Here is a 22,833-nt window from a genome sequence, read left to right as displayed (position 1 = left end):
CGTAATGGCTAATCACAGGTGAAATCGTTATGTCTGATGACGTGACCGGGACGACAACCCATCAGCAGCTAATCAGCTTATTAACCGAGCAGGAGGCGCACTTTCGTGTGGTGGCGCATGAGGCCGTAGGGAAATGCGAAGCGGTCAGTGAAATTCGCGGGACCGATCTCCGCCAGGGAGCAAAAGCGCTGGTCTGTAAGGTAAAAGGCAACGGCGTTAAGAAACATATTCTGGCAATCCTCGCCGCCGATCGGCAGGCCGATCTGAGCCTGCTGGCCAGCCATTTCGGAGGGCTTAAGGCATCTCTCGCCAGTCCGGCCGAAGTGGATGCGCTTACCGGCTGCGTTTTCGGCGCCATTCCCCCCTTCAGCTTTCACCCGGATCTGACGCTTGTCGCCGATCCGTTGCTGTTTGAGCGCTTTGACGAGATCGCCTTTAACGCCGGTCTGCTGGAAAAATCGGTGATTATGGATACCCAGGACTATCTGCGAATCGCCCGTCCTGAACTGGTGTCGTTCCGTAAACAATAAATACAGAGGCTGGCTAACGGTCAGCCGTTTTCCAGCAGCAGCACGGAAGCAATCAAAATAATCGCGATGATAAAAAACGATGAGGAGATAATCAGCGTTTCGACAAACATAGGATCGTTCATGATGCCCTCTGCCTTGCCCATTTCCTTTTTTTTTACTCCCGCATAATGACAGTTAAATGACAATGACGCGTCCGCGAAATGACAATTTTTCGCTGAAACGATTCGCTGTTAACTCCCCTCCCCCGTATAAAGTCACTGTTTAAATACTTTATTTGTTACCGGTATCACGAAAAGAAATTTACGTAACCCCGATGCCAGATCTCGCAATTGTTAACCTTTTCATGATGGTTAACCTTGTTTACGGAGCACCTCATAAATAAACCTTACACTGGCAAGGTGAATACAATGACTGAGATAATTACCCGTAAAGAAAAAATCAGTTATGGGTTAGGCGATATGGCGAGCCATATTGGGCTGGATAACGTCATTATTTTTCTGACGTTTTACTATACGGACGTGGTGGGGTTACCTGCCGCATTCGTGGGCACTATGTTTCTTCTGGCGAGAACCGCCGATGCCATAATTGATCCGGCGATGGGCTATATCGCAGACAGGACGCATACCCGCTGGGGAAAATTCCGCCCCTGGATGCTGTGGCTGGCGCTGCCCTTTGGCGCAAGCTGTCTGCTGACCTACGCCGTGCCGGCGTCGCTCGACCTGCACGGTAAAATGATTTTCGCCACCGTCAGCTATACCCTGATGATGCTGATGTATACCGCAATCAATATTCCCTATTGCTCCATGGGCGCGGTGATTACGCCCGACAACGATGCGCGAATTTCCCTTCAGTCTTATCGCTTTTTCCTTGCCACGCTGGGTGGTGCGTTGTCGACATTCTTTATGATGCCGCTGGCAGAGTTTTTAGGCGGCGACGATAAATTACTGGGCTACCGCTGGGCGATGGCCATTATGGCGACCGTCGCGGTGATCATGTTCTGGATCTGCTTCGCCAATACGCGTGAACGTATTAAGGCTCCCGCCACCCACAATAATTATCTTGCGGAACTGCGGGATTTATTACGAAACGACCAATGGCGAGTTGTCGCCGTCCTGGTATTAACCAATATTGGTTTTGGCGTTATTCGCCTTGGCGCAATGATGTATTTCGTCACTTATTATCTCGGTAGCGCAAGCTATTTTATGTGGATGCTCGGCGCGCATATTCTCGGGAAAGCCGCAGGCAGCGCGCTGGCCAAACGTCTGACGCAGAACGTCAGCAAAGTGCAGATGTTTGGATATTGTTCCGTACTGGCGGGGGTACTCAGCATCGCCCTGTTCTTTGCGCCTAAGTCGGTGCTTATTCTGGTGCCCATGACGTTTATCGTCTCCACCCTTTACCAGGCCACCACCACGCTAATGTGGGTGATGATGGCGGATGTCGCCGATTACGGCGAATGGAAACAGGGCAAACGCATGGACGGCGTGATCTTCTCCACCTTCCTCGCCGTACTCAAGCTGGGGATGGCGATCAGCGGCGCGATTGTTGGCTGGACGCTGGGCTTAAGCGGCTATGTTGCCAATGCCCCGGAACAAACCACCACGGCCATGTACTGCATCATCGCCCTCTTCACCGTCGTACCTGGCATCTTGTCGATCTGCGCGTTTGCCACGTTGCGCTGGTACAAGCTCGACGACAGCACAATGCAATCCATCCATCTCGCCAAACACCCTGTTTAGAAGGACGCATTATCCATGAGTGAGCTGATTCAACATTCCAACTGTATCGAATGGCGTTTTGAACGCCAGATCCTGCGCATCGAACCCTGGGGAGAAAACAGTCTTCGCGTCAGGGCCACCTGCTCCCCGGCATTTGATGACGCCTTACAGGCACTGTTACCCGCCGCCCCTTGCCAGGCCGAGATTGTCGCCGAAGCGGAAAGCCTGACGCTGCGCAACGGCAATATTACCGCGACCCTGAACCTTAAAGGTCAGTTGGCCTTCTATAATCAGCGCGGCGAACTGCTGCTGGAGGAGATGTGGCGCCAGCGTTCAACGGTGGGTATCGGTGCCAGCGAGAAGAGTCAGGATAAATATGTCAGCGCCCTGAAGCTGGATGGCCGCGAATTTAAACCGCTGATGGGCGGCAAATATCAGCTCACCGTCCGGTTTGAATCGCGTCCGGATGAACGCATCTATGGCATGGGTCAGTATCAACAGCCGTGGCTGGATCTGAAAGGCTGTACGCTGGAGCTGGCTCAGCGCAACTCCCAGGCCAGCGTGCCCTTTATGCAGTCCAGCCTTGGCTATGGCCTGCTGTGGAACAACCCGGCGATTGGTGAAGCCAGCTTTGCAAAAAATCAGACGGAATGGCGCGCCCGCGTCACAGGAGAGATGGACTACTGGATCACCGCCGCTGACACGGTGGCGGAGATCACCCGCCAGTATGTGAAAGCCACCGGTACTCCGCCCCCCGCCCCGACGTTTATCAGTGGACTGTGGCAGTGCAAATTGCGATACCGCACCCAGCAGGAGGTGCTTGAGGTTGCGCGGGAGTATCGCCGCCGTAATCTGCCGCTGTCGGTGATGGTCATCGACTTTTTCCACTGGCCGAATCAGGGCACCTGGTGCTTCGACCCCGTAGACTGGCCCGATCCTGAAGGCATGGTCGACGAGCTGCGCGAAATGGGTATTGCGCTGATGGTGTCGGTGTGGCCAACGGTAGAGGCGCGCAGCCCCCTCTACCCGCTGATGAAAGCCAAAGGCTGGCTAGTCAGCAGTGAGCGCGGCGTGCAGGTCAACCTCGATTTTATGGGCAATACCACCTTCTTTGATGCGACCCATCCAGAGGCGCGGAAATTCGTCTGGGATACGGTGAAGAAAAATTACTACGACATGGGCATTAAGCTGTTCTGGCTGGACGAAGCGGAGCCGGAATATCGCGCCTATGATTTTGACAACTATCGCTACCACGCCGGTCCGGTACTGGAAGTGGGCAATCGCTACCCGCGTGACTTTGCGCAGGGCTTTTACGATGGGCTCCAGGCAAACGGCGAAACCGACATTGTTAACCTGGTACGCTGCGCCTGGGCAGGCAGCCAACGCTTCGGCGTGCTGGCGTGGTCGGGTGATGTCCACTCCTCGTTCCATGCTTTTCGCAATCAACTCGCCGCAGGACTGAATATGGGGCTGGCGGGGATCCCATGGTGGACGACCGATATCGGCGGCTTCCAGGGAGGGAACGTTAACGACCCGGCGTTCCATGAATTGCTGATCCGTTGGTTCCAGTGGGCGGTGTTTACACCGGTTCTGCGCATGCACGGCTATCGCGAACCGCAGATCCAGCCCCCGGAGCGCTACCGTGACGGCATTCCTCAGTGTAACAGCGGTTCGCCTAATGAGCTGTGGAGTTACGGAGAAGAGAATTACGCCATCATGCAGCACTGGCTTACCGTGCGCGAAACCCTGCGCCCGTATATTGACGCGTTGTACCGGCAGGCTCATCTGCACGGAGACCCGCTTATGCGTCCGCTGTTCTGGCACTATCCGAAGGATAAGCAGAGCTGGGCGTGTGAAGATCAGTATCTGTTTGGTGAAGATCTTCTGGTGGCGCCGGTTATGCAGGCCGGTCAGCGTGAGCGCGATGTCTGGCTGCCGACGGGCAATAGCTGGATCGCCCTCAACGGTGAGCGCTACGCCGGTGGGGAGCATATCCGGGTGCCTGCGGCGCTGGAAACCATCCCGGTGTTTATCCGCGAAGGGAGTCCGCTTATCCAGCAACTGGTGGACTGACGTCAGGCAAGTGCCCAAAAATAGACAATTTTTTCAGTAAAGCCTGCCTGCCGTCGCGTTTGCGCGTAAAGTAAGCAGGCTTACTATTTTTGGCAAGGATCCCGTCATGTTCGACCCTACACTACTCATACTTCTGGCCCTGGCTGCTCTGGGTTTTGTCAGCCACAATACCACCGTCGCGATTTCCATTCTGGTCCTGATCATCGTTCGCGTCACACCGTTGAACACCTTCTTCCCGTGGATAGAAAAACAGGGGCTTACCATCGGGATCATTATTTTGACCATCGGTGTGATGGCCCCGATTGCCAGCGGAACGCTACCGGCCTCAACGCTGCTGCACTCCTTTGTGAACTGGAAATCGCTGGTGGCGATTGCAGTGGGCGTTTTTGTCTCATGGCTTGGCGGGCGCGGCGTGACGCTGATGAGCAGCCAGCCTTCTCTGGTGGCCGGGCTGCTGGTGGGCACCGTGTTAGGCGTGGCGCTATTTCGTGGCGTGCCGGTTGGCCCGCTGATTGCTGCCGGACTGGTTTCGCTGTTTATCGGGAAGTCGTAGTCAGGCTGGCGATATAGCGGGCGGGCGTCTGTCCCAGTCCTTTCTTGAACATGGTGATAAAGGCGGTGGTGGAGTCATACCCCAGCGCCTGCGCCGCCTGCTGGACCGACTTTCCGCCGATCAAAAACTGCAATGCGACAATCAGCTGGAGCTGGTGTCGCCAGCGGCGAAAGCTTAAGCCGGTCTCTTTCACCACCAGCCGCGCCAGATTGCGCTCGCTCATGGCAAAGTGGCTGGCCCACTGCGCCAGCGTCTGCCAGGCGGCAGGTTCGTTTGCCATGGTCTCACTCATCAGACGAATTTTCGGATGCGGAGATACCGGCAGCTGGAGATGCTCCTGCGGTTGCAGGGGCAGTTCATCAAACAGGACGTCAACCAGCCTTCCGGTAGCGGGAAGAGGCAGTTCCTCCTGTGACCTGTCCGCGAGCGCCAGCACCAGCTCCCGCACCAGCGGTGATATTTTCAACGTACAGGTACGGGTCGGCAATTCGAGCGCACCGGGTTCAATAAACAGCAGGCAGAGCTGCGCGCCGGGCGTCGCCTTGTTGCTGTGCGGCGTTTGACCCGGGATCCACACCGCATACTGGGGCGGCACCATCAGCATCGCGTTCTCTACTTCACAGGTGATCGCTCCTCCCAGCGCCATAATCAGCTGCCCTTTGCGGTGCTGATGCAGCGGAATGTACTGTTCTTGTGCCACCACGCGGATGCGAAAGGCCACCGCCGCGTCGTGCTGGCTATCGGGATCGTAGCCGTCGAGTCCCAGTCCATACATAAAGTTGTCCGATATTAGCGATAAACTGTCATTTTAGCCTGATTTCAACCACGACTTAAATCGGTATGGTATGCGCTCGCCTGAACGTAAGAGACAATAATGACTACTGCTATTCAACCTTCCGGGAAACAGGGCGCGCTGCTGGTTGCAGGCATCCTGATGATCGCCACGACGCTGCGCGTCACCTTTACCGGGGTCGCCCCCCTGCTCGACACCATCCGACAGGACTATGGCTTAAGCACGGCGCAAACCGGCCTGCTCACAACGCTGCCTCTGCTGGCCTTCGCCTTTATCTCTCCCCTTGCCGCAGGCGTCGCCCGGCGCCTGGGCATGGAGCGCAGCCTTTTTATCGCTATGCTGCTGATTTGCATCGGGATTGGCGTACGTTCGCTGCCGTCGGCCTCGCTGCTGTTTATCGGTACGGCGATCGTGGGCTGTGGGATTGCGCTGGGCAATGTCCTGTTACCGGGATTAATCAAACGTGATTTTCCGGGCCAGGTCGCAAAACTGACGGGGGCTTATTCGCTGACGATGGGGGCCGCCGCTGCCGCAGGGTCTGCGCTGATCGTTCCGCTGTCGCTGGGGAGTGGTGGCTGGCACGGGGCGCTGTTGATGCTGATGTTCTTCCCGCTGGTGGCGCTGCTGCTGTGGTTACCGCAATGGCGCAAGAGGCCGGCCGCCACCCTGACCGGCGCGGGCGCGTTGCACAATCGGGCAATCTGGCGCTCCGCACTCGCCTGGCAGGTGACGCTTTTTCTGGGCATTAACTCGCTGATTTACTACGTCATTATCGGCTGGTTACCCGCGATTTTACTTAGCCACGGCTACAGCGAAACGCAGGCTGGCTCCATGCACGGACTTCTCCAGCTGGCAACCGCTGTTCCCGGTCTCGCCATTCCGCTGATCCTGCACCGTCTTAACGATCAGCGTGGCATAGCCGGGCTTGTCGCTCTGATGTGCGCCGTCAGTGCGGCCGGGTTCTGGTTCGCGCCGGGGCTGGCCGTCGTCTGGACGCTGGTGTTTGGCTTTGGATCCGGCGCCACCATGATCCTCGGCCTGACGTTTATCGGACTGCGCGCCAGCTCGGCCCATCAGGCCGCCGCGCTCTCCGGCATGGCACAGTCGATTGGCTATCTGCTGGCGGCCTGTGGCCCACCGCTGATGGGGAAAATTCACGATACCGCCGGAGACTGGCGCATTCCGCTGCTGGCCTGCGCGCTGGCTGCGGTAGTGATGGCCCTGTGCGGCATGCTGGCCGGGCGTGACCGGGAGATCACACCCCGCTGACATTCAAGGCAGACCTGACGGTCTGCTTTTTTTATCCCTGCGCCGCCCGCAGCATGGCCTGCACCAGCACGACCGGGCGCCCTTGAAGCGCAGCCCGCTCATGCTGGAACAGGGTGATGACAAAGAAAGGATGGGTCAGCAGCTCTGCCGCGCGGATTTCGCCCTGCTCGTCCCAGCCCGTTACGCGCATGTCGCCCCGCTCAAGCTGGCTGGCAAACTCAGACGAGACGCCGTAATTGCAGTGATAACCTTCCTGAATTTCCGGCTTGCCGTACGCTTTGGCAATCAGCGTGTTGTTCCGCAGCTCAATCGCGTCGGTTTTTTCCACCAGCGAGCAGGCCAGCGGCGCAATCACCATCCTCCCCTCGGTATCGGTTTCGGCATGGCCTGCATCGTGCCAGCCCAGCACATTACGGGCATACTCAATCAGCGCATGCTGGAACCCGCCGCAGGTGCCGAGAAAAGGGATGCTGTTCTCACGCGCGTAACGCGCGGCAATAAACGCCGCCTCGGTGTTTTTATACGGGCTTGCCGGTACCAGCCAGATGGCATCATACCCGACCAGGTCTTCGGGGTTGGTCAGCTCAGGCGTGGCGAGCCAGTCATAATCAGCGGTGAGATCCAGAACCGCAGCGGCGTCGTCAATCGCCAGCGGGATCGCCTGGTGCGCAATAACATCGGGATTGTAATCACCAACCAGCGCAATGCGCAGCGTCGTTTTAACCGGGGAGAGTTCCATGAGAGATTCCTTATGCCGGAGGATTTTCAGATAACATAAGGAACCTCAGACTACCGATCTTTTGCAATTATCACAATACCTTAAATTGGGTGGTTAAACGCCGGGTGCTATAGTGTTCTTGCCGAACGTCGCACGGTAGGAGGAAAACGGATGATTCAATGTAAGCGCGTCTATGAACAGGCAACGTCAGACGATGGTTACCGGGTGCTGGTAGACAGACTCTGGCCGCGAGGGATAAAAAAGACCGACCTCGCCTGTGATGAGTGGTGTAAAGCGCTAACGCCGTCCAGCGAACTGCGAAAGGCCTTTCACAGTGAAACGATAGATTTCACCGCGTTCAGTGAAGCCTATCGTAAAGAGCTGGCGCAGCAGCAGGATGAAGGCAAACGCCTGGCGGCCCTCGCCCGACAGCAGACCGTGACGCTACTCTATGGGGCGAAAAATACGGAGCAGAATCACGCGCGGGTACTGGCGGACTGGCTGCGTGAACTGTGATTAACCGATTGCCAGCTCATCCACGTTGTGTGGCATCTCGTCGGGAGTAAGCGGCATCAAATGTTCCGGGCGAACAAACGCAAAACCGTGCTGATTATCAAAGGCGTAAACATCACCGGTGACCAGCCACAGCGCACGCGCTGATGTATCAGGTAATTGCGTCATGACGCCGTTAACCGGGTTCACAAAACGCTGGCCCGGCTGACAAAGGCCAAACAGCTCCACGGATTTACCGATATTTCGACGGCCCGCCGTCGTACGCGCACCCACAATTATCGCCATGCTGCCCGGTTTTAACTGAAACATACTTCTTCTCGCAAACGTACCGCCAGAAACTGGCTAAGAATAATCCTAAAGAGAAGTGTATCGCAGTTTTATTGCCGTTGTCATCTGGTCGGTTACGGGTGATCGCGGCGATAGAGATCCCATTCATCGATCACTTCCCCGCCTGGCAATTTGCACTCGGTACGTACGCCCTGCGGGCTTTGTACAGGGATTTGCTCTCCCCCTTTCTCCAGACAGTACACTGACGCCGGATTTGCCATACCAATAGCGTGCGGCGGTTGAGGCGCATCGGGAGGAGGTGCCTTTGTTGAGCATGCGGCCAGCGGTAAAACCAGCGCCAGGAGAAGATATTTCATTATCATGATCCTTCAGGGTGTTGAAAACGTCAGAGTAACGGGTCATCGCCGTTTTCTCCATGATTTCTCCATTAAACCTGCACGATTCATCCCTATAGTGGTGTCTGTTCTCACTCTGACCAGAGAACATCATTCCGTAATCAAGATGTTTTGCCCCGATCTCAACATCGGGGCTTTTTTTTAGCCTCTCCTTCATCCGCTTTCAGAAGAATCTATAAAATTAATCCTGTTCATGTTTTACTATGACCGGAGTCTATATTTTCAGCATAACATTGAAGTGGTCAACAAAAACTGGCCACCGCGTTAGAGTTTTTCCAGTATCGGTTTTCTGATTCGTTTGGCGGTAACCCACCATTATATTCGTGCGGTCTTAGTGCGCTGTAATATCCAACGATATAGTCCGTTATTGCGTGAGCTGCATCGCTGAAGCTTACATAGCCCGTCGCCGGCACCCATTCGTTCTTCAGACTCCTGAAGAAGCGCTCCATTGGGCTGTTATCCCAGCAGTTTCCACGCCGACTCATACTCTGCCTGATCCGGTATCGCCACAGTAACTGCCGGAACTGCCTGCTCGTATAATGGCTGCCTTGATCGCTGTGGAACATCACCCCGACGGGCTTACCACGGGTTTCCCATGCCATTTCCAGTGCTTTCATGGTGAGCCTGCTGTCCGGCGAGAACGACATGGCCCAGCCCACTGGTTTTCTTGCGAACAGGTCGAGAACAACGGCGAGGTACGCCCAGCGCTTACCCGTCCAGATATAGGTCACATCACCGCACCACACCTGATTTGGTTCCGTTACGGCGAACTGTCGCTCAAGATGATTCGGGATAGCAACGTGCTCATGACCGCCACGCTTATACCGGTGAGTCGGCTGCTGGCAACTGACCAGCCCCAGCTCTTTCATGAGTCTGCCAGCAAGCCAGCGCCCCATCTGGTAGCCTCTCTGGGTTGCCATTGTGGCGATGCTTCTTGCTCCGGCAGAGCCGTGGCTGATGCCATGCAGTTCAAGTACCTGACTGCGTAATACAGCCCGTCTGCCGTCTGGCTTTTCAGGACGGTTTTTCCAGTATTTGTAGCTGCTGCGATGAACCCCGAACACATGGCAGAGAGTGGCCACAGGATAACGCGCCCTGAGTTTCCCGATTATCGAGAACTGTTCAGGGAGTCTGACATCAAGAGCGCGGTAGCCTTTTTTAATATTTCATTTTCCATTTCAATACGTTGTAGCTTTTTCCTGAGCTCACGGATTTCAATTTGTTCCGGGGTAATGGGGGAGGCTTTTGGTGTTTTGCCCTGCCGTTCATCACGTAATTGTTTCACCCATCGCGTCATTGTGGAAAGGCCGACATCCATAGCGCTGGCTGCATCTGCCACGGTGTAGTTCTGGTCAACGACCAGTTGAGCGGATTCGCGTTTAAACTCTGCGCTGAAATTTCTTTTTTTCATTATGACACCTGTGTTGTTCTGAGGTGAGCATATCACCTCTGTTCAGGTGGCCAAATTCAGTAAACCACTTCACCCGACCGCTGGCCGGAGTGTGAAGCGGCAAAAGCACTGGGTATTACAACCTATATGAGCGTGCCGGTTCACCTGGCTGACGGTTCTCTGTACGGCACGCTTTGCGCTGCCAGCACCGCACAGAAACAGTTCAGCGAGCGTGGCGAGCAGGTGATCAGGCTCTTTGCCGGGTTAATTGGTCAGTACATTCAGAAAGAGTCGCTTGTGCTTCAGCTTCGTGAAGCAAATGCGGCGCTCATTGCCCACTCTTACACCGACGCCCTTACCGGCCTGCCGAATCGTCGCGCCATTTTTGAAAACCTTACCACCCTGTTCTCACTGGCGCGCCATCTTAACCGCAACGTCATGATTGCCTTTATTGACCTCGATGATTTCAAGCGAATCAATGATCAGTACGGTCATGAAGCGGGCGATCGGTTCCTCGTTCAGGTCGGCAATCGACTGACTCACCAGCAAACGCAGGACGAAATTATCGGCCGGCTCGGCGGCGATGAATTTCTGGTTGCCAGCCTGAGTCACAGCAATGATGGCGACGCCAGCACAGAGGTCAACGCTATCAAAACCCGCCTCAACGGCCGTATCGCGGGTGAATATGGGTTAGGTAATGTCACTATTCTCTATCCCGGTGCAAGCTATGGCGTCGTTATTGTTGATCCTCACTGCACAGATGAAGATAGTGCCCTGCGCACCGCAGACCTCGCGATGTATCAGGATAAAAAAGGAAAAAACAAAACAGGCTTTGTCGCGTTAGATTAAAACCGTACACTCTACGGCCTTATACAAACTCAAACAGGTGATGGCATGAGAATAGGGATCCTCTTTCCGGTGGTTATTTTTATCACGGCAGTCGTGTTTTTAGGCTGGTTTTTCCTTGGCGGTTACGCCGCGCCGGGGGCATAAATGAGAAAAACGACCCTCATCATGCTGATTGTCGCCATCGTGGCCGTCGCCGGTACGCAGTTAGGCTGGTGGTAACGCCCAAAGTAAAAAGGCCGCCCTCAGGCAGCCTTTTTTAACACAGGTCAGATTTAGCTTTTGATTTTTCTGTAGATAAACAGAACAACCAGCGCGCCAATCACCGCGACGACAAAGCTGCCGAAGTTGAAGCCATCAACTCTGCCAAAGCCGAACAGGGTACTGATCCAGCCACCGACGACTGCACCCACAATCCCCAGAACGATCGTGACGATGAAACCGCCGCCATCTTTGCCCGGCATAATCCACTTCGCCAGGATCCCCGCAATCAGCCCAAAGATAATCCAGGATAAAATTCCCATAGCTTTCCTCTCTGTATGGTTTTTGTCATTAAATCAACGACACAGAAAAGGATAGCACAGGATCTGAGAAAGGAAATTTGTGATAAGAATCACACGGTTCGTTTGAGTAAAATCTGAGCAATAAAAATTGCCGTTCCACACTCATCGTGGGGTTGCATCTTTTACTGAGAAAGATTATCTTTCTCATTACTGAATAGTTGAGCAAATCACTCAGGTATTCAGTACGACATTGCTCACATTGCTTCCAGTATTTCTTGCCCACTTTTTAGTGGGCTTTTTTTTGCCTCACCCCACCAAAATCTGGCGTTTTTTCCCAGGAGGTGAACCGCTATTCTCTGTGGCTACTGAACAGCAAAGTGAATCTGATAACATGAACGTATCGAGCAAGTTCGTCATCTGCCTTAATCTTGTTTCTGCCAGTACGCTACTGTTACTGCTCTCAACACGGTTTGAGTGGTTCTGAGATGTAATGAGTCGGCATGGTGGCTTTCCTTTCAATCACGTGCGGGCTCAACGCGCATACTTGTAGCTTTAATGACCTGTGTTAAGATCCCTGCACCTCAGGACGTGGCGGGACAGCAGGAAAATGAACAAGGCCATTGCCGTTGCTATCATCTCAACCTTTATGGTCGTCCTGTCGCTGTATGCGGTTAACGCCATTATCGTTGAGCAGCAAAAGGACCGGCAGAGGGAGATCTCCCACACGCTCTTACGCTATTCCGAAGACTTGACGCAAAATATCGCCAGTACGCTTAAAAATACCTCCGCGAAGGGATGCGATAACGCCAGCCTGAACGTCTACCGTAATTTAAAGATGCAGAGTCTCTATTTCGCCGATGTGGGGTTTATTGAAAATGGGAAAATCACCTGCACCGCATTTTGGGGCAAGCTGGCAAATCCCATCGCCCTTCCCTCTGAGCTTCACAACACCCTGAACGGATTCAGTCTGGCGCAATTTTCAAAGAAAGATTTTTTTGTAGGCAATGCGACAATTTATAACCATCTTATTATCTTCACATCACGTTCAGCCTACGATAAATTCTCTCCGGTCACCGCCAACTATTCACTTCGTTCTACCACGAAAGATTTCGACCGAACCTTTTTTACCGTTACGTCACCTACAGAAAACCTTAGCCGCTTGTCGTCACTGTTATTCACACAGACCGTGACGCAGTGCAGCACGCGCTGGGATTTGTGCGTTACCGTCACCCACCACAATGCCGGACTGGCATCGCTCTCCCGCGTAGTGATGGTGCTCCTGTGCCTGTTTTTATACTTTATCTGGGTATCCCTGACGCTGTTTTCTCTTCGACTTTATGAAGATCGACTTTCTCTTGAGCGAACGCTGGTCAAGGCGGTGATAGCGAATACTATCAGCGTTCATTTTCAGCCCATAATTCGGGTTGCTGATAAGAAAATCGTCGGGGTTGAAGTCTTATCAAGATGGCAGGATAACAATCACAAAGAGGTTTCTCCTGAGCTGTTTATCCCGTTAATTGAAAAAATTGGTCTGTATAACGTTTATTATCAGAACATGATAAAGAAATCCCTGGCGGAAATTGCCGGGCTGGCGGCCGAACATCAGTTAAAGATTTCACTGAACGTTGGCCGGACGGAAATTGAAGACGGCAAATTTCTGGCGGTATTACGTCATGCATGCTTAGAGAACGCTATTCCCTTATCGTTAATCAAAGTTGAATTATCCGAGAATGGCGTTTCCACCTCGGCCATCCTTGAAGAGTTTTGTGAGGATCTTAAATCGGCAGGCGTCAAAATTTCAATAGACGATTTTGGCGTGCAAAACTCTAATCTGGCAAGGCTGTCCAATCTCAAATATGACGAAATCAAAGTGGATAAGTCGTTAGTGGATGGCATCAACGAGCATTATAAACAGGATATCCTGGTGATCTTTAGCGACGCGCTCGCTAAACTGCACAAAACCCTGGTGTTTGAGGGAGTCGAAAGCGAAACGCAATATCAGTTCATCGCGCAGAGATACCCCGATGCCCTCGTGCAAGGCTGGTACTTTTCAAAATCACTAACCCGGCACGACCTCGCCAGCCTGCTGGCTTACTCAGCGCGATGAAGCGTTATTCATTGCCCCATTGATTCAGGAAGTTCGCAATATCGTCAATGCGCGCTTCATCAATCTCCGCCTGGACAGCCATCTCCCGCTGCGCCTCTTCACTGATTTCCTCATTGTTGTATAAGCGAGTGAGCAGCAGCTGAAAATAGTGTGCCAGTGGCGTACGCTCCGCCTCTTCTGGCGGTTTTGCCGTTTCAGTCGCATACTCGTCGACGATGTCATAATACTTGAGCGGGATATCATGGGTCATAGCGTTGTTTTCCGTCTTGTGTGCATAAAAAACGGGAACCCTCAGGCTCCCGTTGTCATTTAACCCAGCGAGTGGATTACATGTTCGCGATAATCGCGTCGCCAAACTCTGAGCATTTCAGCAGTTTAGCGCCTTCCATCAGACGTTCAAAGTCATAGGTGACGGTTTTCGCGTTAATCGCGCCTTCCATACCCTTAACGATCAGGTCTGCGGCTTCGAACCATTCCATATGACGCAGCATCATCTCTGCGGACAGAATGATAGAGCCTGGGTTGACTTTGTCCTGGCCTGCATATTTCGGTGCAGTACCGTGAGTTGCTTCGAACAGGGCGCACTCGTCACCGATGTTCGCGCCCGGGGCGATACCGATACCACCGACCTGCGCTGCCAGCGCATCAGAGATGTAGTCGCCGTTCAGGTTCATACAGGCGATCACGTCATATTCAGCAGGACGCAGCAGGATCTGTTGCAGGAACGCATCGGCGATCACATCTTTAATGATGATCTCTTTACCGGTGTTCGGGTTTTTAATTTTCTGCCATGGGCCGCCGTCGATCAGTTCACCGCCGAACTCTTCGGTCGCCAGCTGGTAGCCCCAGTCTTTGAACGCGCCTTCGGTGAACTTCATGATATTGCCTTTGTGAACCAGGGTCACAGAGTCACGATCGTTGGTGATAGCGTATTCGATGGCGGCACGCACCAGACGCTTGGTCCCTTCTTCGGAGCACGGCTTGATGCCGATGCCGCAATGCTCAGGGAAGCGAATTTTCTTCACGCCCATCTCTTCGCGCAGGAATTTAATCACTTTTTCTGCATCAGCAGAATCCGCTTTCCATTCGATACCGGCGTAGATGTCTTCAGAGTTTTCACGGAAGATGACCATGTCGGTCAGTTCCGGGTGCTTAACCGGGCTTGGAGTGCCCTGGTAGTAACGCACCGGACGCAGACACACATACAGATCCAGTTCCTGACGCAGCGCCACGTTCAGGGAGCGAATGCCGCCGCCAACTGGCGTGGTCAAAGGGCCTTTGATAGCAACGCGATAGTCGCGGATCAGGTCCAGCGTTTCGGCTGGCAGCCAGACGTCCTGGCCATAAACTTGAGTCGATTTTTCACCGGTGTAAATTTCCATCCAGGAAATTTTACGCTCGCCTTTGTAGGCTTTCTCAACAGCGGCATCAACCACTTTCAGCATTGCCGGGGTAACGTCTACACCGATACCGTCACCTTCGATGAACGGGATAATCGGGTTGTGAGGAACGTTAATCTTGCCGTTTTGCAGGGTGATCTTTTTACCTTCCGCCGGAACAACTACTTTGCTTTCCATTAACCTCTCCTTCGAGCGCTTCTGGTTGTTACTGATCTTATGTTAATAAATTGTAATGAGCCTTCCGATAGTACCTGATTGTCCGACGCCATGAAAGGTCTTCGTTATTAGGCTATAATGCGGCAATTGATAACGCCTGAAAATACCATGACGAAAACTTCTTTTAGAAAACACCGGGTTGAGCGATTCAGCTCACGACAAGCCACCAGAAGAACGCCAGAACCCCAGCCAACGCGGGTCATACTGTTCAATAAACCCTACGATGTATTGCCGCAGTTTACCGACGAGGCCGGGCGCAGCACGCTGAAGGATTTTATCCCCGTTCAGGGGGTCTACGCGGCCGGGCGTCTGGATCGCGACAGCGAGGGGCTGCTGGTGCTTACCAATGACGGCGTGCTCCAGGCCAGGCTTACTCAGCCGGGCAAACGTACCGGAAAAATTTACTATGTGCAGGTTGAAGGCGAGCCGGACGACGCGTCGCTGGCAAAGCTGCGCAACGGCGTAACGCTGAACGATGGTCCTACCCTGCCAGCTGGTATTGAGCGCGTGAATGAACCCGAGTGGCTGTGGCCGCGCAACCCGCCGATTCGTGAGCGCAAATCGATTCCCACCAGCTGGCTTAAAATCACCCTTTATGAAGGCCGCAACCGACAGGTCAGGCGCATGACTGCGCATGTGGGCTTCCCTACCCTGCGACTCATTCGCTACGCCATGGGCAGCTACACGCTGGACTCGCTGGCTAACGGGGAATGGCAGGATGTTACCCCTAAGGAGAACTGATGTTTAAACCCCATGTTACGGTCGCCTGCGTGGTCCACGCGCAGGGGAAATTCCTTGTGGTGGAAGAGACCATCAACGGCAAAGCGCTTTGGAATCAGCCAGCCGGGCATCTTGAAGCCAACGAAACCTTATTGCAGGCAGCGAAACGCGAGCTCTGGGAAGAGACGGGTATCCGCGCCGAACCGCAGCACTTTATCCGTATGCATCAGTGGATAGCGCCTGACCAGACACCTTTCCTGCGCTTTTTATTCGCCGTTGAGCTTAACGAAACGTGCGCCACTGAACCGCACGACGACGATATCGATCGCTGCCTGTGGGTGACCGCAGACGAGATCATGAACGCGTCAAACCTGCGCTCGCCGCTGGTTGCGGAAAGCATCCGCTGCTGGCAGTCTGCGGCGCGCCTGCCGCTGGATGTCATTGCAGAATTTAACTGGCCGTTTACAGAGGGTGTCAATGGTGGGGGGGCGTGATAGAATACGCCGCCTTGAAGTTCAATGTCGTGAGTATTCCATGTCAGATAACAGCCAGAAAAAAGTGATCGTCGGCATGTCCGGCGGTGTCGATTCCTCCGTTTCCGCCTACCTGTTGCAGCAACAGGGCTATAAGGTGGAGGGCCTGTTCATGAAGAACTGGGAGGAAGACGATGGCGAGGAATACTGCACTGCCGCTGCGGATCTCGCCGATGCGCAGGCCGTGTGCGATAAGCTCGGCATCGAACTGCACACCGTTAACTTTGCCGCAGAATACTGGGACAACGTTTTTGAACTCTTCCTCGAAGAGTACAAAGCGGGCCGCACGCCAAACCCGGATATCCTGTGTAACAAAGAGATCAAATTCAAAGCCTTCCTGGAATTCGCCGCGGAAGATCTGGGCGCAGACTACATTGCGACCGGCCACTACGTGCGTCGCGCGGATGTGAATGGTAAAAGCCAGCTGCTGCGCGGTCTGGATGGCAATAAAGATCAGAGCTACTTCCTCTACACGCTGAGCCATGAACAGATTGCCCAAAGTCTGTTCCCGGTCGGCGAGCTGGAAAAGCCGGAAGTGCGTAAGATTGCTGAAGATTTGGATCTGATCACCGCGAAGAAAAAAGACTCCACCGGTATCTGTTTTATCGGCGAGCGTAAATTCCGCGAGTTCCTGGGGCGCTACCTGCCTGCACAGCCGGGCAAAATCGTCACCGTTGACGGTGATGAGATTGGTCAGCACCAGGGGCTGATGTACCACACTCTCGGCCAGCGTAAAGGTCTGGGTATCGGCGGCACCAAAGAGGGCAGCGAAGATCCGTGGTACGTGGTCGACAAAGATGTCGAAAACAATATTTTGGTGGTGGCTCAGGGTCACGACCATCCGCGCCTGATGTCCGTTGGACTTATCGCGCAACAGCTGCACTGGGTCGATCGCGAGCCGCTGAAAGGCACGCTGCGCTGCACCGTGAAAACGCGCTACCGCCAGACGGACATCCCTTGCACCGTCACCGCACTGGATGACGATCGCATTGACGTGCGTTTCGACGAGCCGGTTTCCGCCGTTACCCCTGGCCAGTCTGCTGTTTTCTACAGCGGCGAAATTTGCCTCGGCGGTGGGATTATTGAACAGCGCCTGCCGCTGCCTGCTGTTTAAACCGTTTGCACACATAAAGGAGACCGTGTGGCGAAGAACTATTACGACATCACCCTGGCGCTGGCGGGAATTTGCCAGTCAGCCCGTCTGGTGCAACAGCTGGCGCATCAGGGTCATTGCGACGCTGATGCCCTGCACGTTTCACTCAACAGCGTTATCGATCTTAACCCAGGCTCCACGCTGGGCGTCTTTGGCGGCAGTGAAACCAATCTTCGTCTCGGTCTTGAAACCCTGCTCGGCGTGCTCAACGCCAGCAACCGTCAGGGGTTGAACGCGGAACTGACCCGCTACACCTTAAGCCTGATGGTGCTGGAACGTAAGCTGAACGCGGCGAAAGGCGCAATGAATACCCTGGGCGATCGCATCGCCGGGCTACAGCGCCAGCTCGACCACTTTGACCTCCAGTCTGAGACCCTGCTGAGCGCGATGGCCGGTATCTACGTCGACGTAATTAGCCCGCTCGGCCCGCGTATTCAGGTCACCGGTTCGCCTGCCGTATTGCAAAGCCCACAGGTACAGGCGAAGGTACGTGCTTCGCTGCTGGCAGGTATCCGTGCCGCCGTGCTGTGGCAACAGGTCGGCGGTGGCCGCCTACAGCTCATGTTTTCTCGTCATCGCCTGACGACTCAGGCAAAACAAATTCTTGCTCATTGTTAACCTCCCGGAGTTGCGAATTATGGAATTATCCTCACTGACCGCCGTATCCCCTGTCGATGGACGCTACGGCGATAAAGTCAGCGCGCTGCGCGGGATCTTCAGCGAATATGGCCTGCTGAAGTTCCGTGTTCAGGTTGAAGTGCGCTGGCTGCAAAAGCTGGCCGCCCAGACAGCAATCAAGGAAGTTCCTGCTTTTGACGCAAAGGCAAACGATTACCTTGATAAAATCGTTGCTGAGTTCAGCGAAGAAGATGCCACGCGTATTAAAACCATCGAACGCACCACCAACCACGACGTGAAAGCGGTTGAATACTTCCTGAAAGAGAAAGTGGCAGGCGTCCCTGCCCTGCACGCGGTATCTGAATTTATTCACTTTGCCTGTACCTCTGAAGATATTAACAACCTGTCTCACGCGCTGATGCTCTCTACCGCACGCAAAGAGGTAGTACTCCCTTACTGGCGTAAAATCATCGATGCGGTGAAAGCGCTGTCCGTGGAGTACCGCGATATTCCGCTGTTGTCCCGTACTCACGGCCAGCCAGCAACCCCATCCACCATGGGTAAAGAGATGGCAAACGTGGCGTACCGCATGGAACGCCAGTATCGTCAGCTGGAGCAGGTTGAGATCCTCGGCAAAATCAACGGCGCGGTGGGTAACTACAACGCCCACATCGCGGCGTACCCGGAAGTGGACTGGCACCAGTTCAGTGAAGAGTTCGTGACGTCTCTGGGGATCCAGTGGAACCCGTACACCACCCAGATTGAGCCGCACGACTACATCGCCGAGCTGTTTGACTGCATTGCGCGCTTCAACACCATCCTGATCGACTTCGATCGTGACGTCTGGGGCTACATCGCCCTGAACCACTTCAAGCAGAAGACCATCGCCGGGGAAATCGGTTCGTCCACCATGCCGCACAAAGTGAACCCAATCGACTTCGAAAACTCCGAAGGTAACCTGGGCCTGGCGAATGCCGTGTTGCAGCATATGGCGAGTAAGCTGCCGGTCTCCCGCTGGCAGCGCGACCTGACTGACTCCACGGTGCTGCGTAACCTGGGCGTGGGTATTGGCTACGCGCTGATCGCCTACCAGTCCACCCTGAAGGGTGTGAGCAAGCTGGAGGTGAACCGCGACCGTCTGCTGGACGAGCTGGATCACAACTGGGAAGTGCTGGCGGAGCCGATTCAGACGGTGATGCGTCGTTATGGCATCGAAAAACCGTACGAGAAACTCAAAGAGCTGACCCGCGGTAAACGCGTTGATGCTGAGGGTATGAAACAGTTTATCGATGGTCTGGCGCTGCCCGAAGAAGAAAAAGCGCGCCTGAAAGAGATGACCCCGGCAAACTATATTGGCCGCGCCATTACCATGGTTGACGAGCTGAAGTAATCTCCCTCCCCCTTTCCACCCGGAAAGGGGGCTGCTTTTCATCATCGTGTCGACGTTCACACCCCGTTACAGGCTCTGCCGGGATTACAACCTGTTGTCAGGCTGGTTGTTATTTTTCGCCGTGAAATAACTTTCCGGAATATATCGTTTTAAGCCGAACGGGCACAGCCTGAACTGGCACGGGGTCTCAACCGTGCATGGACGATCCATCTCCTGCCGGTTACCTGGACACGCGTTTTTCTGTTTGAACCCCATCCAGCCTATTGATGTATAGGGCATTGCCTGCGCTATCCATACCCTACGCCGCCGATCGTTAATCAGGATACCCTGGTTTGAGGTGGTGATGATTTCACCGGCACGAACGTAATAATCCCCTTTTAGCCAAAGGATATAATTCAGGCCATATTGTGTTTCAACTTTGCAAAAGATGGTTCCACTTTCCGGGCTCGCAATAGTCTCAACAACCTTCCATTCCATAGAATCCTCTTTACTCGCTATATTGCTGTTTTGTTGTGTAAAAATGCTGTTTTTCTGGCACATCTTATGCAAATCTAATTTCGCACCATAAAATAAGCGTAGACAAAGACAGACATAGTGAGAACATCCTTACAAAAAAAAGGGCAATCTTTACAAAACTGGCGTGCCCGTTCTGTCAAAAAAGCGACTCGCCTTCAACCGTTCATAAACGGATGGATGTTTTATCCGGATTGCGAAAGCGTGCGAAAACAAGTCAGTTTATATTACCCGCGCCTTCTGGGGGCGTATGAGGCTTATGTGAGGTGGGTGGGCGATATGAAACAGGATCAGGTCAACATACTTAATAATCAGATGCCTGGCGTAATGCCACCTGTCTTCGGAAGCATGAAAAAAATCATTTAATTTCATAACGCTGGTGTCAACCTGGATAATCAGCGTTAAACTATTCATACCATTTATAAAGGGAGAAATGATGATGCGCGTACTGGTTGTTGAGGATAACGCATTGCTACGTCATCACCTGAAAGTTCAACTTCAGGAGATGGGTCATCAGGTGGACGATGCTGAAGACGCAAAAGAGGCCGATTATTATCTCAATGAACACCTGCCGGACATCGCCATTGTCGATTTAGGGCTGCCGGATGAAGACGGATTATCTCTTATCCGCCGCTGGCGTAGCCATGACGTTTCCCTGCCGGTACTGGTGCTGACTGCTCGCGAAGGCTGGCAGGACAAGGTTGAAGTGTTGAGCGCAGGCGCAGATGACTACGTGACCAAACCCTTCCATATTGAAGAAGTCGCCGCGCGTATGCAGGCGCTGCTGCGCCGCAACAGCGGGCTGGCGTCACAGGTGATCTCTCTGCCGCCGTTCCAGGTGGATCTCTCCCGCCGCGAATTTTCAATAAATGATGAAGTAATCAAGCTGACCGCATTCGAATACACCATCATGGAAACGCTGATCCGTAACAACGGTAAAGTGGTGAGCAAAGATTCCCTGATGCTTCAGCTTTATCCGGATGCCGAACTGCGCGAAAGCCACACCATTGACGTGCTGATGGGCCGCCTGCGCAAAAAAATTCAGGCACAGTACCCGCACGACGTGATTACCACCGTGCGTGGTCAGGGCTACCTGTTCGAATTACGCTAAATGAAAGGGATTTTGCGCCACATTTTACCCCTTTCACTGCGGGTTCGCTTTCTGCTGGCAACCGCCGCCGTCGTGCTCGTGCTGTCCCTCTCTTACGGAATGGTGGCGTTGGTCGGGTACAGCGTAAGCTTCGATAAAACCACCTTCCGCCTGCTTCGCGGCGAAAGTAATCTGTTCTATACCCTGGCGAAATGGGAGAACAACCAAATCACCGTCGAGATGCCGGAAAACCTGAACCAGCAGAGCCCAACGCTGGCACTCATTTACGATGAAAAAGGAAAATTGCTGTGGGCGCAGCGCGACGTCCCCTGGCTGAAAAAGCGCATCCGTCCGGAATGGCTTAAAACCAATGGTTTTCACGAAATAGAAGCCGACCTCAACTCTACCAGCATCCTGCTGCGTGACGATCGGGCGTTACAGAACAAGCTCAATGAGATCCGCGCTGAAGATGACGACACGGAGATGACCCACTCGGTGGCCATCAACCTGTATCCCGCCACTCTGAACATGCCGCAGCTGACCATTGTAGTGATCGATACCATACCGGTTGAGCTAAAACGTTCGTATATGGTCTGGAACTGGTTCGTGTACGTTCTGGCTGCCAACCTGCTGCTGGTGATCCCTCTCCTGTGGGTTGCTGCGTGGTGGAGCCTCCGCCCGATTGAATCCCTTGCCAAAGAGGTGCGCGAGCTGGAAGAACATCACCGCGAGAAGCTTAACCCGGAAACTACGCGCGAACTGACCAGCCTGGTGCGCAACCTCAACCGCCTGCTGAAAAGCGAACGTGAACGTTACAACAAGTATCGCACGACGCTCACCGATCTTACGCACAGCCTGAAAACCCCGCTGGCAGTGATGCAAAGTACACTGCGTTCAATGCGCAGTTCGAAAATGAGCGTGGATGACGCCGAGCCGGTAATGCTGGAGCAAATCAGCCGTATTTCACAGCAGATTGGTTATTACCTGCACCGCGCGAGCATGCGTTCCGGAAGCGCCTTATTGAGCCGTGAACTGCACCCGGTAGCCCCGCTGCTGGATAACCTCACCTCTGCGCTGAACAAGGTTTACCAGCGTAAAGGGGTAAACATCAGTCTGGATATCTCACCGGAAATAAGCTTTGTTGGCGAGAAGAATGACTTTATGGAAGTGATGGGAAATCTGCTCGATAACGCCTGCAAATATTGTCTGGAGTTTGTCGAGGTGTCCGCGCGCGTAACGGATAACGAACTGCATATTATCGTTGAGGATGATGGTCCTGGCATTCCCCATAATAAACGCGAAGTGGTATTCGATCGCGGTCAGCGCGCCGATACGCTGCGCCCGGGCCAGGGTGTCGGATTATCCGTCGCCCGGGAAATTGTCGATCAGTACGAGGGCAAGATTGAAACCGGCGAAAGTCTGCTGGGCGGTGCCCGTATGGAAGTCATTTTTGGCCGCCAACAGCCCGGATTGAACGATAGTTAACCCGAAATGTGAAAAATAC

Annotated in this window: 27 protein-coding genes and 1 pseudogene; 18 read left to right on the top strand and 10 right to left on the bottom strand. The window is 53.9% G+C overall.

Annotation, left to right across the window (positions count from 1 at the left end):
• Window positions 1-29 precede the first annotated feature (29 nt).
• Window positions 30-530, top strand: coding sequence for a YbaK/prolyl-tRNA synthetase associated domain-containing protein (locus tag L3069_RS08490; protein ID WP_023299826.1), 501 nt, complete (start codon window positions 30-32; stop codon window positions 528-530).
• A gap of 20 nt (window positions 531-550) precedes the next feature.
• Here the strand turns inward: L3069_RS08490 and yoaI are convergent, their stop codons facing one another.
• A complete protein-coding gene (gene yoaI / locus L3069_RS08485; RefSeq protein WP_017384693.1) occupies window positions 551-652 on the bottom strand; it encodes a small membrane protein YoaI in 102 nt (33 codons plus the stop codon).
• A gap of 285 nt (window positions 653-937) precedes the next feature.
• Between yoaI and L3069_RS08480 the strand changes: the two genes are divergently transcribed.
• The 3 genes from L3069_RS08480 (at window position 938) to L3069_RS08470 (ending at window position 4,874) form a co-directional block, all read left to right on the top strand.
• Window positions 938-2,269: a glycoside-pentoside-hexuronide (GPH):cation symporter gene (locus tag L3069_RS08480; protein ID WP_051979820.1), complete on the top strand. Its 1,332-nt coding sequence runs from the start codon at window positions 938-940 to the stop codon at window positions 2,267-2,269.
• Window positions 2,270-2,284: 15 nt separating this feature from the next.
• Window positions 2,285-4,321 carry a TIM-barrel domain-containing protein gene (locus L3069_RS08475; RefSeq protein WP_032624454.1) on the top strand — a complete coding sequence of 679 codons (2,037 nt, stop codon included), beginning with the start codon at window positions 2,285-2,287 and terminating at the stop codon, window positions 4,319-4,321.
• A gap of 106 nt (window positions 4,322-4,427) precedes the next feature.
• A complete protein-coding gene (locus L3069_RS08470; RefSeq protein ID WP_003857881.1) occupies window positions 4,428-4,874 on the top strand; it encodes a DUF441 domain-containing protein in 447 nt (148 codons plus the stop codon).
• On the opposite strand, the gene L3069_RS08465 is transcribed toward L3069_RS08470, so the two are convergent.
• On the bottom strand, window positions 4,858-5,649 hold the full coding sequence (locus tag L3069_RS08465) for a helix-turn-helix transcriptional regulator (protein ID WP_023305889.1): 792 nt from the start codon (window positions 5,647-5,649) through the stop codon (window positions 4,858-4,860). The genes L3069_RS08470 and L3069_RS08465 overlap by 17 nt on opposite strands.
• A gap of 99 nt (window positions 5,650-5,748) precedes the next feature.
• On the opposite strand from L3069_RS08465, the gene L3069_RS08460 reads away from it, so the two are divergent.
• Window positions 5,749-6,936: a CynX/NimT family MFS transporter gene (locus tag L3069_RS08460; protein ID WP_038415869.1), complete on the top strand. Its 1,188-nt coding sequence runs from the start codon at window positions 5,749-5,751 to the stop codon at window positions 6,934-6,936.
• Window positions 6,937-6,967: 31 nt separating this feature from the next.
• Here the strand turns inward: L3069_RS08460 and L3069_RS08455 are convergent, their stop codons facing one another.
• Window positions 6,968-7,675 (bottom strand): CTP synthase, encoded by a 708-nt coding sequence (locus L3069_RS08455; RefSeq protein ID WP_022647780.1) that lies wholly within the window; start codon window positions 7,673-7,675, stop codon window positions 6,968-6,970.
• A gap of 150 nt (window positions 7,676-7,825) precedes the next feature.
• Between L3069_RS08455 and L3069_RS08450 the strand changes: the two genes are divergently transcribed.
• Entirely contained in the window at window positions 7,826-8,170 is a 345-nt protein-coding gene (locus L3069_RS08450) for a DUF488 domain-containing protein (RefSeq protein ID WP_022647779.1), read from the top strand.
• On the opposite strand, the gene L3069_RS08445 is transcribed toward L3069_RS08450, so the two are convergent.
• The 3 genes from L3069_RS08445 to L3069_RS08435 form a co-directional block, all read right to left on the bottom strand.
• Window positions 8,171-8,476, bottom strand: a complete 306-nt coding sequence (locus L3069_RS08445) for a hypothetical protein (protein ID WP_022647778.1) — start codon at window positions 8,474-8,476, stop codon at window positions 8,171-8,173. It lies immediately after the preceding gene.
• 92 nt (window positions 8,477-8,568) lie between these two features.
• Window positions 8,569-8,811 carry a DUF333 domain-containing protein gene (locus L3069_RS08440; RefSeq protein WP_038415868.1) on the bottom strand — a complete coding sequence of 81 codons (243 nt, stop codon included), beginning with the start codon at window positions 8,809-8,811 and terminating at the stop codon, window positions 8,569-8,571.
• Window positions 8,812-9,092: 281 nt separating this feature from the next.
• Window positions 9,093-10,261, bottom strand: a protein-coding gene (locus L3069_RS08435; RefSeq protein WP_085929673.1) for an IS3-like element ISEc52 family transposase whose coding sequence is annotated in 2 segments (ribosomal slippage) — window positions 9,093-10,012 and window positions 10,012-10,261 — 1,170 coding nt in all. Because the reading frame shifts where the segments join, the coding sequence is not laid out codon by codon here.
• A 72-nt stretch (window positions 10,262-10,333) separates the two neighbouring features.
• Between L3069_RS08435 and L3069_RS08430 the strand changes: the two are divergent.
• The 3 genes and pseudogenes from L3069_RS08430 to yoaJ form a co-directional block, all read left to right on the top strand.
• Window positions 10,334-11,089: pseudogene (locus tag L3069_RS08430) on the top strand (sensor domain-containing diguanylate cyclase); the annotation flags it as partial.
• 45 nt (window positions 11,090-11,134) lie between these two features.
• Complete coding sequence (locus tag L3069_RS08425; protein WP_015570793.1) at window positions 11,135-11,233, top strand: YoaK family small membrane protein; 99 nt, start codon at window positions 11,135-11,137, stop codon at window positions 11,231-11,233.
• A complete protein-coding gene (yoaJ, locus tag L3069_RS27440) occupies window positions 11,234-11,308 on the top strand; it encodes a protein YoaJ (protein ID WP_071785224.1) in 75 nt (24 codons plus the stop codon).
• A 53-nt stretch (window positions 11,309-11,361) separates the two neighbouring features.
• Here yoaJ and L3069_RS08420 read toward each other — a convergent pair whose 3' ends face one another.
• Complete coding sequence (locus L3069_RS08420) at window positions 11,362-11,610, bottom strand: GlsB/YeaQ/YmgE family stress response membrane protein (RefSeq protein WP_022647775.1); 249 nt, start codon at window positions 11,608-11,610, stop codon at window positions 11,362-11,364.
• A 370-nt stretch (window positions 11,611-11,980) separates the two neighbouring features.
• Here L3069_RS08420 and yncL point away from each other — a divergent pair, with 370 nt between their 5' ends.
• Window positions 11,981-12,073 carry a stress response membrane protein YncL gene (yncL, locus tag L3069_RS08415; RefSeq protein WP_071524166.1) on the top strand — a complete coding sequence of 31 codons (93 nt, stop codon included), beginning with the start codon at window positions 11,981-11,983 and terminating at the stop codon, window positions 12,071-12,073.
• 123 nt (window positions 12,074-12,196) lie between these two features.
• Window positions 12,197-13,696, top strand: a complete 1,500-nt coding sequence (locus tag L3069_RS08410; protein ID WP_038415867.1) for a cyclic diguanylate phosphodiesterase — start codon at window positions 12,197-12,199, stop codon at window positions 13,694-13,696.
• Between the two features lie 4 nt (window positions 13,697-13,700).
• Here L3069_RS08410 and L3069_RS08405 read toward each other — a convergent pair whose 3' ends face one another.
• Together L3069_RS08405 and icd are read right to left on the bottom strand one after the other, a co-directional pair.
• On the bottom strand, window positions 13,701-13,946 hold the full coding sequence (locus L3069_RS08405; RefSeq protein ID WP_022647773.1) for a DUF2543 family protein: 246 nt from the start codon (window positions 13,944-13,946) through the stop codon (window positions 13,701-13,703).
• Between the two features lie 76 nt (window positions 13,947-14,022).
• Complete coding sequence (gene icd / locus L3069_RS08400) at window positions 14,023-15,273, bottom strand: NADP-dependent isocitrate dehydrogenase (RefSeq protein WP_003857898.1); 1,251 nt, start codon at window positions 15,271-15,273, stop codon at window positions 14,023-14,025.
• 117 nt (window positions 15,274-15,390) lie between these two features.
• Here icd and rluE point away from each other — a divergent pair, with 117 nt between their 5' ends.
• From rluE to purB, 5 genes are read left to right on the top strand one after another with little or no spacing between them, the layout of a single operon-like run.
• Window positions 15,391-16,053 (top strand): 23S rRNA pseudouridine(2457) synthase RluE, encoded by a 663-nt coding sequence (gene rluE, locus L3069_RS08395; protein ID WP_038415866.1) that lies wholly within the window; start codon window positions 15,391-15,393, stop codon window positions 16,051-16,053.
• On the top strand, window positions 16,053-16,526 hold the full coding sequence (locus L3069_RS08390) for an NUDIX hydrolase (RefSeq protein ID WP_038415864.1): 474 nt from the start codon (window positions 16,053-16,055) through the stop codon (window positions 16,524-16,526). Before rluE ends, L3069_RS08390 begins: the two co-directional genes overlap by 1 nt.
• A gap of 40 nt (window positions 16,527-16,566) precedes the next feature.
• Entirely contained in the window at window positions 16,567-17,679 is a 1,113-nt protein-coding gene (mnmA, locus tag L3069_RS08385) for a tRNA 2-thiouridine(34) synthase MnmA (RefSeq protein WP_032103856.1), read from the top strand.
• Window positions 17,680-17,706: 27 nt separating this feature from the next.
• Complete coding sequence (gene hflD / locus L3069_RS08380; protein ID WP_006809213.1) at window positions 17,707-18,336, top strand: high frequency lysogenization protein HflD; 630 nt, start codon at window positions 17,707-17,709, stop codon at window positions 18,334-18,336.
• Between the two features lie 19 nt (window positions 18,337-18,355).
• The gene (gene purB / locus L3069_RS08375) at window positions 18,356-19,726 is read left to right on the top strand and encodes an adenylosuccinate lyase (RefSeq protein ID WP_038415861.1); all 1,371 of its coding nucleotides are present in this window, start codon (window positions 18,356-18,358) and stop codon (window positions 19,724-19,726) included.
• 84 nt (window positions 19,727-19,810) lie between these two features.
• Here purB and L3069_RS08370 read toward each other — a convergent pair whose 3' ends face one another.
• Window positions 19,811-20,275 carry a hypothetical protein gene (locus L3069_RS08370; RefSeq protein ID WP_236901910.1) on the bottom strand — a complete coding sequence of 155 codons (465 nt, stop codon included), beginning with the start codon at window positions 20,273-20,275 and terminating at the stop codon, window positions 19,811-19,813.
• Window positions 20,276-20,678: 403 nt separating this feature from the next.
• Between L3069_RS08370 and phoP the strand changes: the two genes are divergently transcribed.
• Both phoP and phoQ read left to right on the top strand, forming a co-directional pair.
• Window positions 20,679-21,350, top strand: a complete 672-nt coding sequence (phoP, locus tag L3069_RS08365; RefSeq protein ID WP_026094318.1) for a two-component system response regulator PhoP — start codon at window positions 20,679-20,681, stop codon at window positions 21,348-21,350.
• The gene (phoQ, locus tag L3069_RS08360) at window positions 21,351-22,814 is read left to right on the top strand and encodes a two-component system sensor histidine kinase PhoQ (protein ID WP_038415856.1); all 1,464 of its coding nucleotides are present in this window, start codon (window positions 21,351-21,353) and stop codon (window positions 22,812-22,814) included. It abuts the gene before it with no gap.
• Window positions 22,815-22,833: the final 19 nt, after the last annotated feature.

The organism is Enterobacter cloacae complex sp. ECL411, from assembly GCF_021869665.1.
GTDB classification, from domain to species: Bacteria; Pseudomonadota; Gammaproteobacteria; order Enterobacterales; family Enterobacteriaceae; genus Enterobacter; species Enterobacter intestinihominis.
The sequence above is the reverse complement of the archived record's forward strand: the minus strand, read 5'-3'. Positions and strand labels throughout refer to the sequence as shown.

Bases quoted from the DNA above. Each gene is read 5' to 3' on its own strand.
- L3069_RS08490 (WP_023299826.1), top strand. From the start codon at position 30: ATGTCTGATGACGTGACCGGGACGACAACCCATCAGCAGCTAATCAGC.
- L3069_RS08420 (WP_022647775.1), bottom strand. From the start codon at position 11,610: ATGGGAATTTTATCCTGGATTATCTTTGGGCTGATTGCGGGGATCCTG.
- L3069_RS08405 (WP_022647773.1), bottom strand. From the start codon at position 13,946: ATGACCCATGATATCCCGCTCAAGTATTATGACATCGTCGACGAGTAT.
- L3069_RS08455 (WP_022647780.1), bottom strand. From the start codon at position 7,675: ATGGAACTCTCCCCGGTTAAAACGACGCTGCGCATTGCGCTGGTTGGT.
- L3069_RS08440 (WP_038415868.1), bottom strand. From the start codon at position 8,811: ATGAAATATCTTCTCCTGGCGCTGGTTTTACCGCTGGCCGCATGCTCA.
- L3069_RS08410 (WP_038415867.1), top strand. From the start codon at position 12,197: ATGAACAAGGCCATTGCCGTTGCTATCATCTCAACCTTTATGGTCGTC.
- L3069_RS08475 (WP_032624454.1), top strand. From the start codon at position 2,285: ATGAGTGAGCTGATTCAACATTCCAACTGTATCGAATGGCGTTTTGAA.
- phoQ (WP_038415856.1), top strand. From the start codon at position 21,351: ATGAAAGGGATTTTGCGCCACATTTTACCCCTTTCACTGCGGGTTCGC.
- L3069_RS08445 (WP_022647778.1), bottom strand. From the start codon at position 8,476: ATGTTTCAGTTAAAACCGGGCAGCATGGCGATAATTGTGGGTGCGCGT.
- yoaI (WP_017384693.1), bottom strand. From the start codon at position 652: ATGAACGATCCTATGTTTGTCGAAACGCTGATTATCTCCTCATCGTTT.
- phoP (WP_026094318.1), top strand. From the start codon at position 20,679: ATGCGCGTACTGGTTGTTGAGGATAACGCATTGCTACGTCATCACCTG.
- L3069_RS08480 (WP_051979820.1), top strand. From the start codon at position 938: ATGACTGAGATAATTACCCGTAAAGAAAAAATCAGTTATGGGTTAGGC.
- L3069_RS08425 (WP_015570793.1), top strand. From the start codon at position 11,135: ATGAGAATAGGGATCCTCTTTCCGGTGGTTATTTTTATCACGGCAGTC.
- L3069_RS08465 (WP_023305889.1), bottom strand. From the start codon at position 5,649: ATGTATGGACTGGGACTCGACGGCTACGATCCCGATAGCCAGCACGAC.
- L3069_RS08460 (WP_038415869.1), top strand. From the start codon at position 5,749: ATGACTACTGCTATTCAACCTTCCGGGAAACAGGGCGCGCTGCTGGTT.
- mnmA (WP_032103856.1), top strand. From the start codon at position 16,567: ATGTCAGATAACAGCCAGAAAAAAGTGATCGTCGGCATGTCCGGCGGT.
- purB (WP_038415861.1), top strand. From the start codon at position 18,356: ATGGAATTATCCTCACTGACCGCCGTATCCCCTGTCGATGGACGCTAC.
- rluE (WP_038415866.1), top strand. From the start codon at position 15,391: ATGCGGCAATTGATAACGCCTGAAAATACCATGACGAAAACTTCTTTT.
- L3069_RS08470 (WP_003857881.1), top strand. From the start codon at position 4,428: ATGTTCGACCCTACACTACTCATACTTCTGGCCCTGGCTGCTCTGGGT.
- icd (WP_003857898.1), bottom strand. From the start codon at position 15,273: ATGGAAAGCAAAGTAGTTGTTCCGGCGGAAGGTAAAAAGATCACCCTG.
- yncL (WP_071524166.1), top strand. From the start codon at position 11,981: ATGAACGTATCGAGCAAGTTCGTCATCTGCCTTAATCTTGTTTCTGCC.
- L3069_RS08450 (WP_022647779.1), top strand. From the start codon at position 7,826: ATGATTCAATGTAAGCGCGTCTATGAACAGGCAACGTCAGACGATGGT.
- L3069_RS08390 (WP_038415864.1), top strand. From the start codon at position 16,053: ATGTTTAAACCCCATGTTACGGTCGCCTGCGTGGTCCACGCGCAGGGG.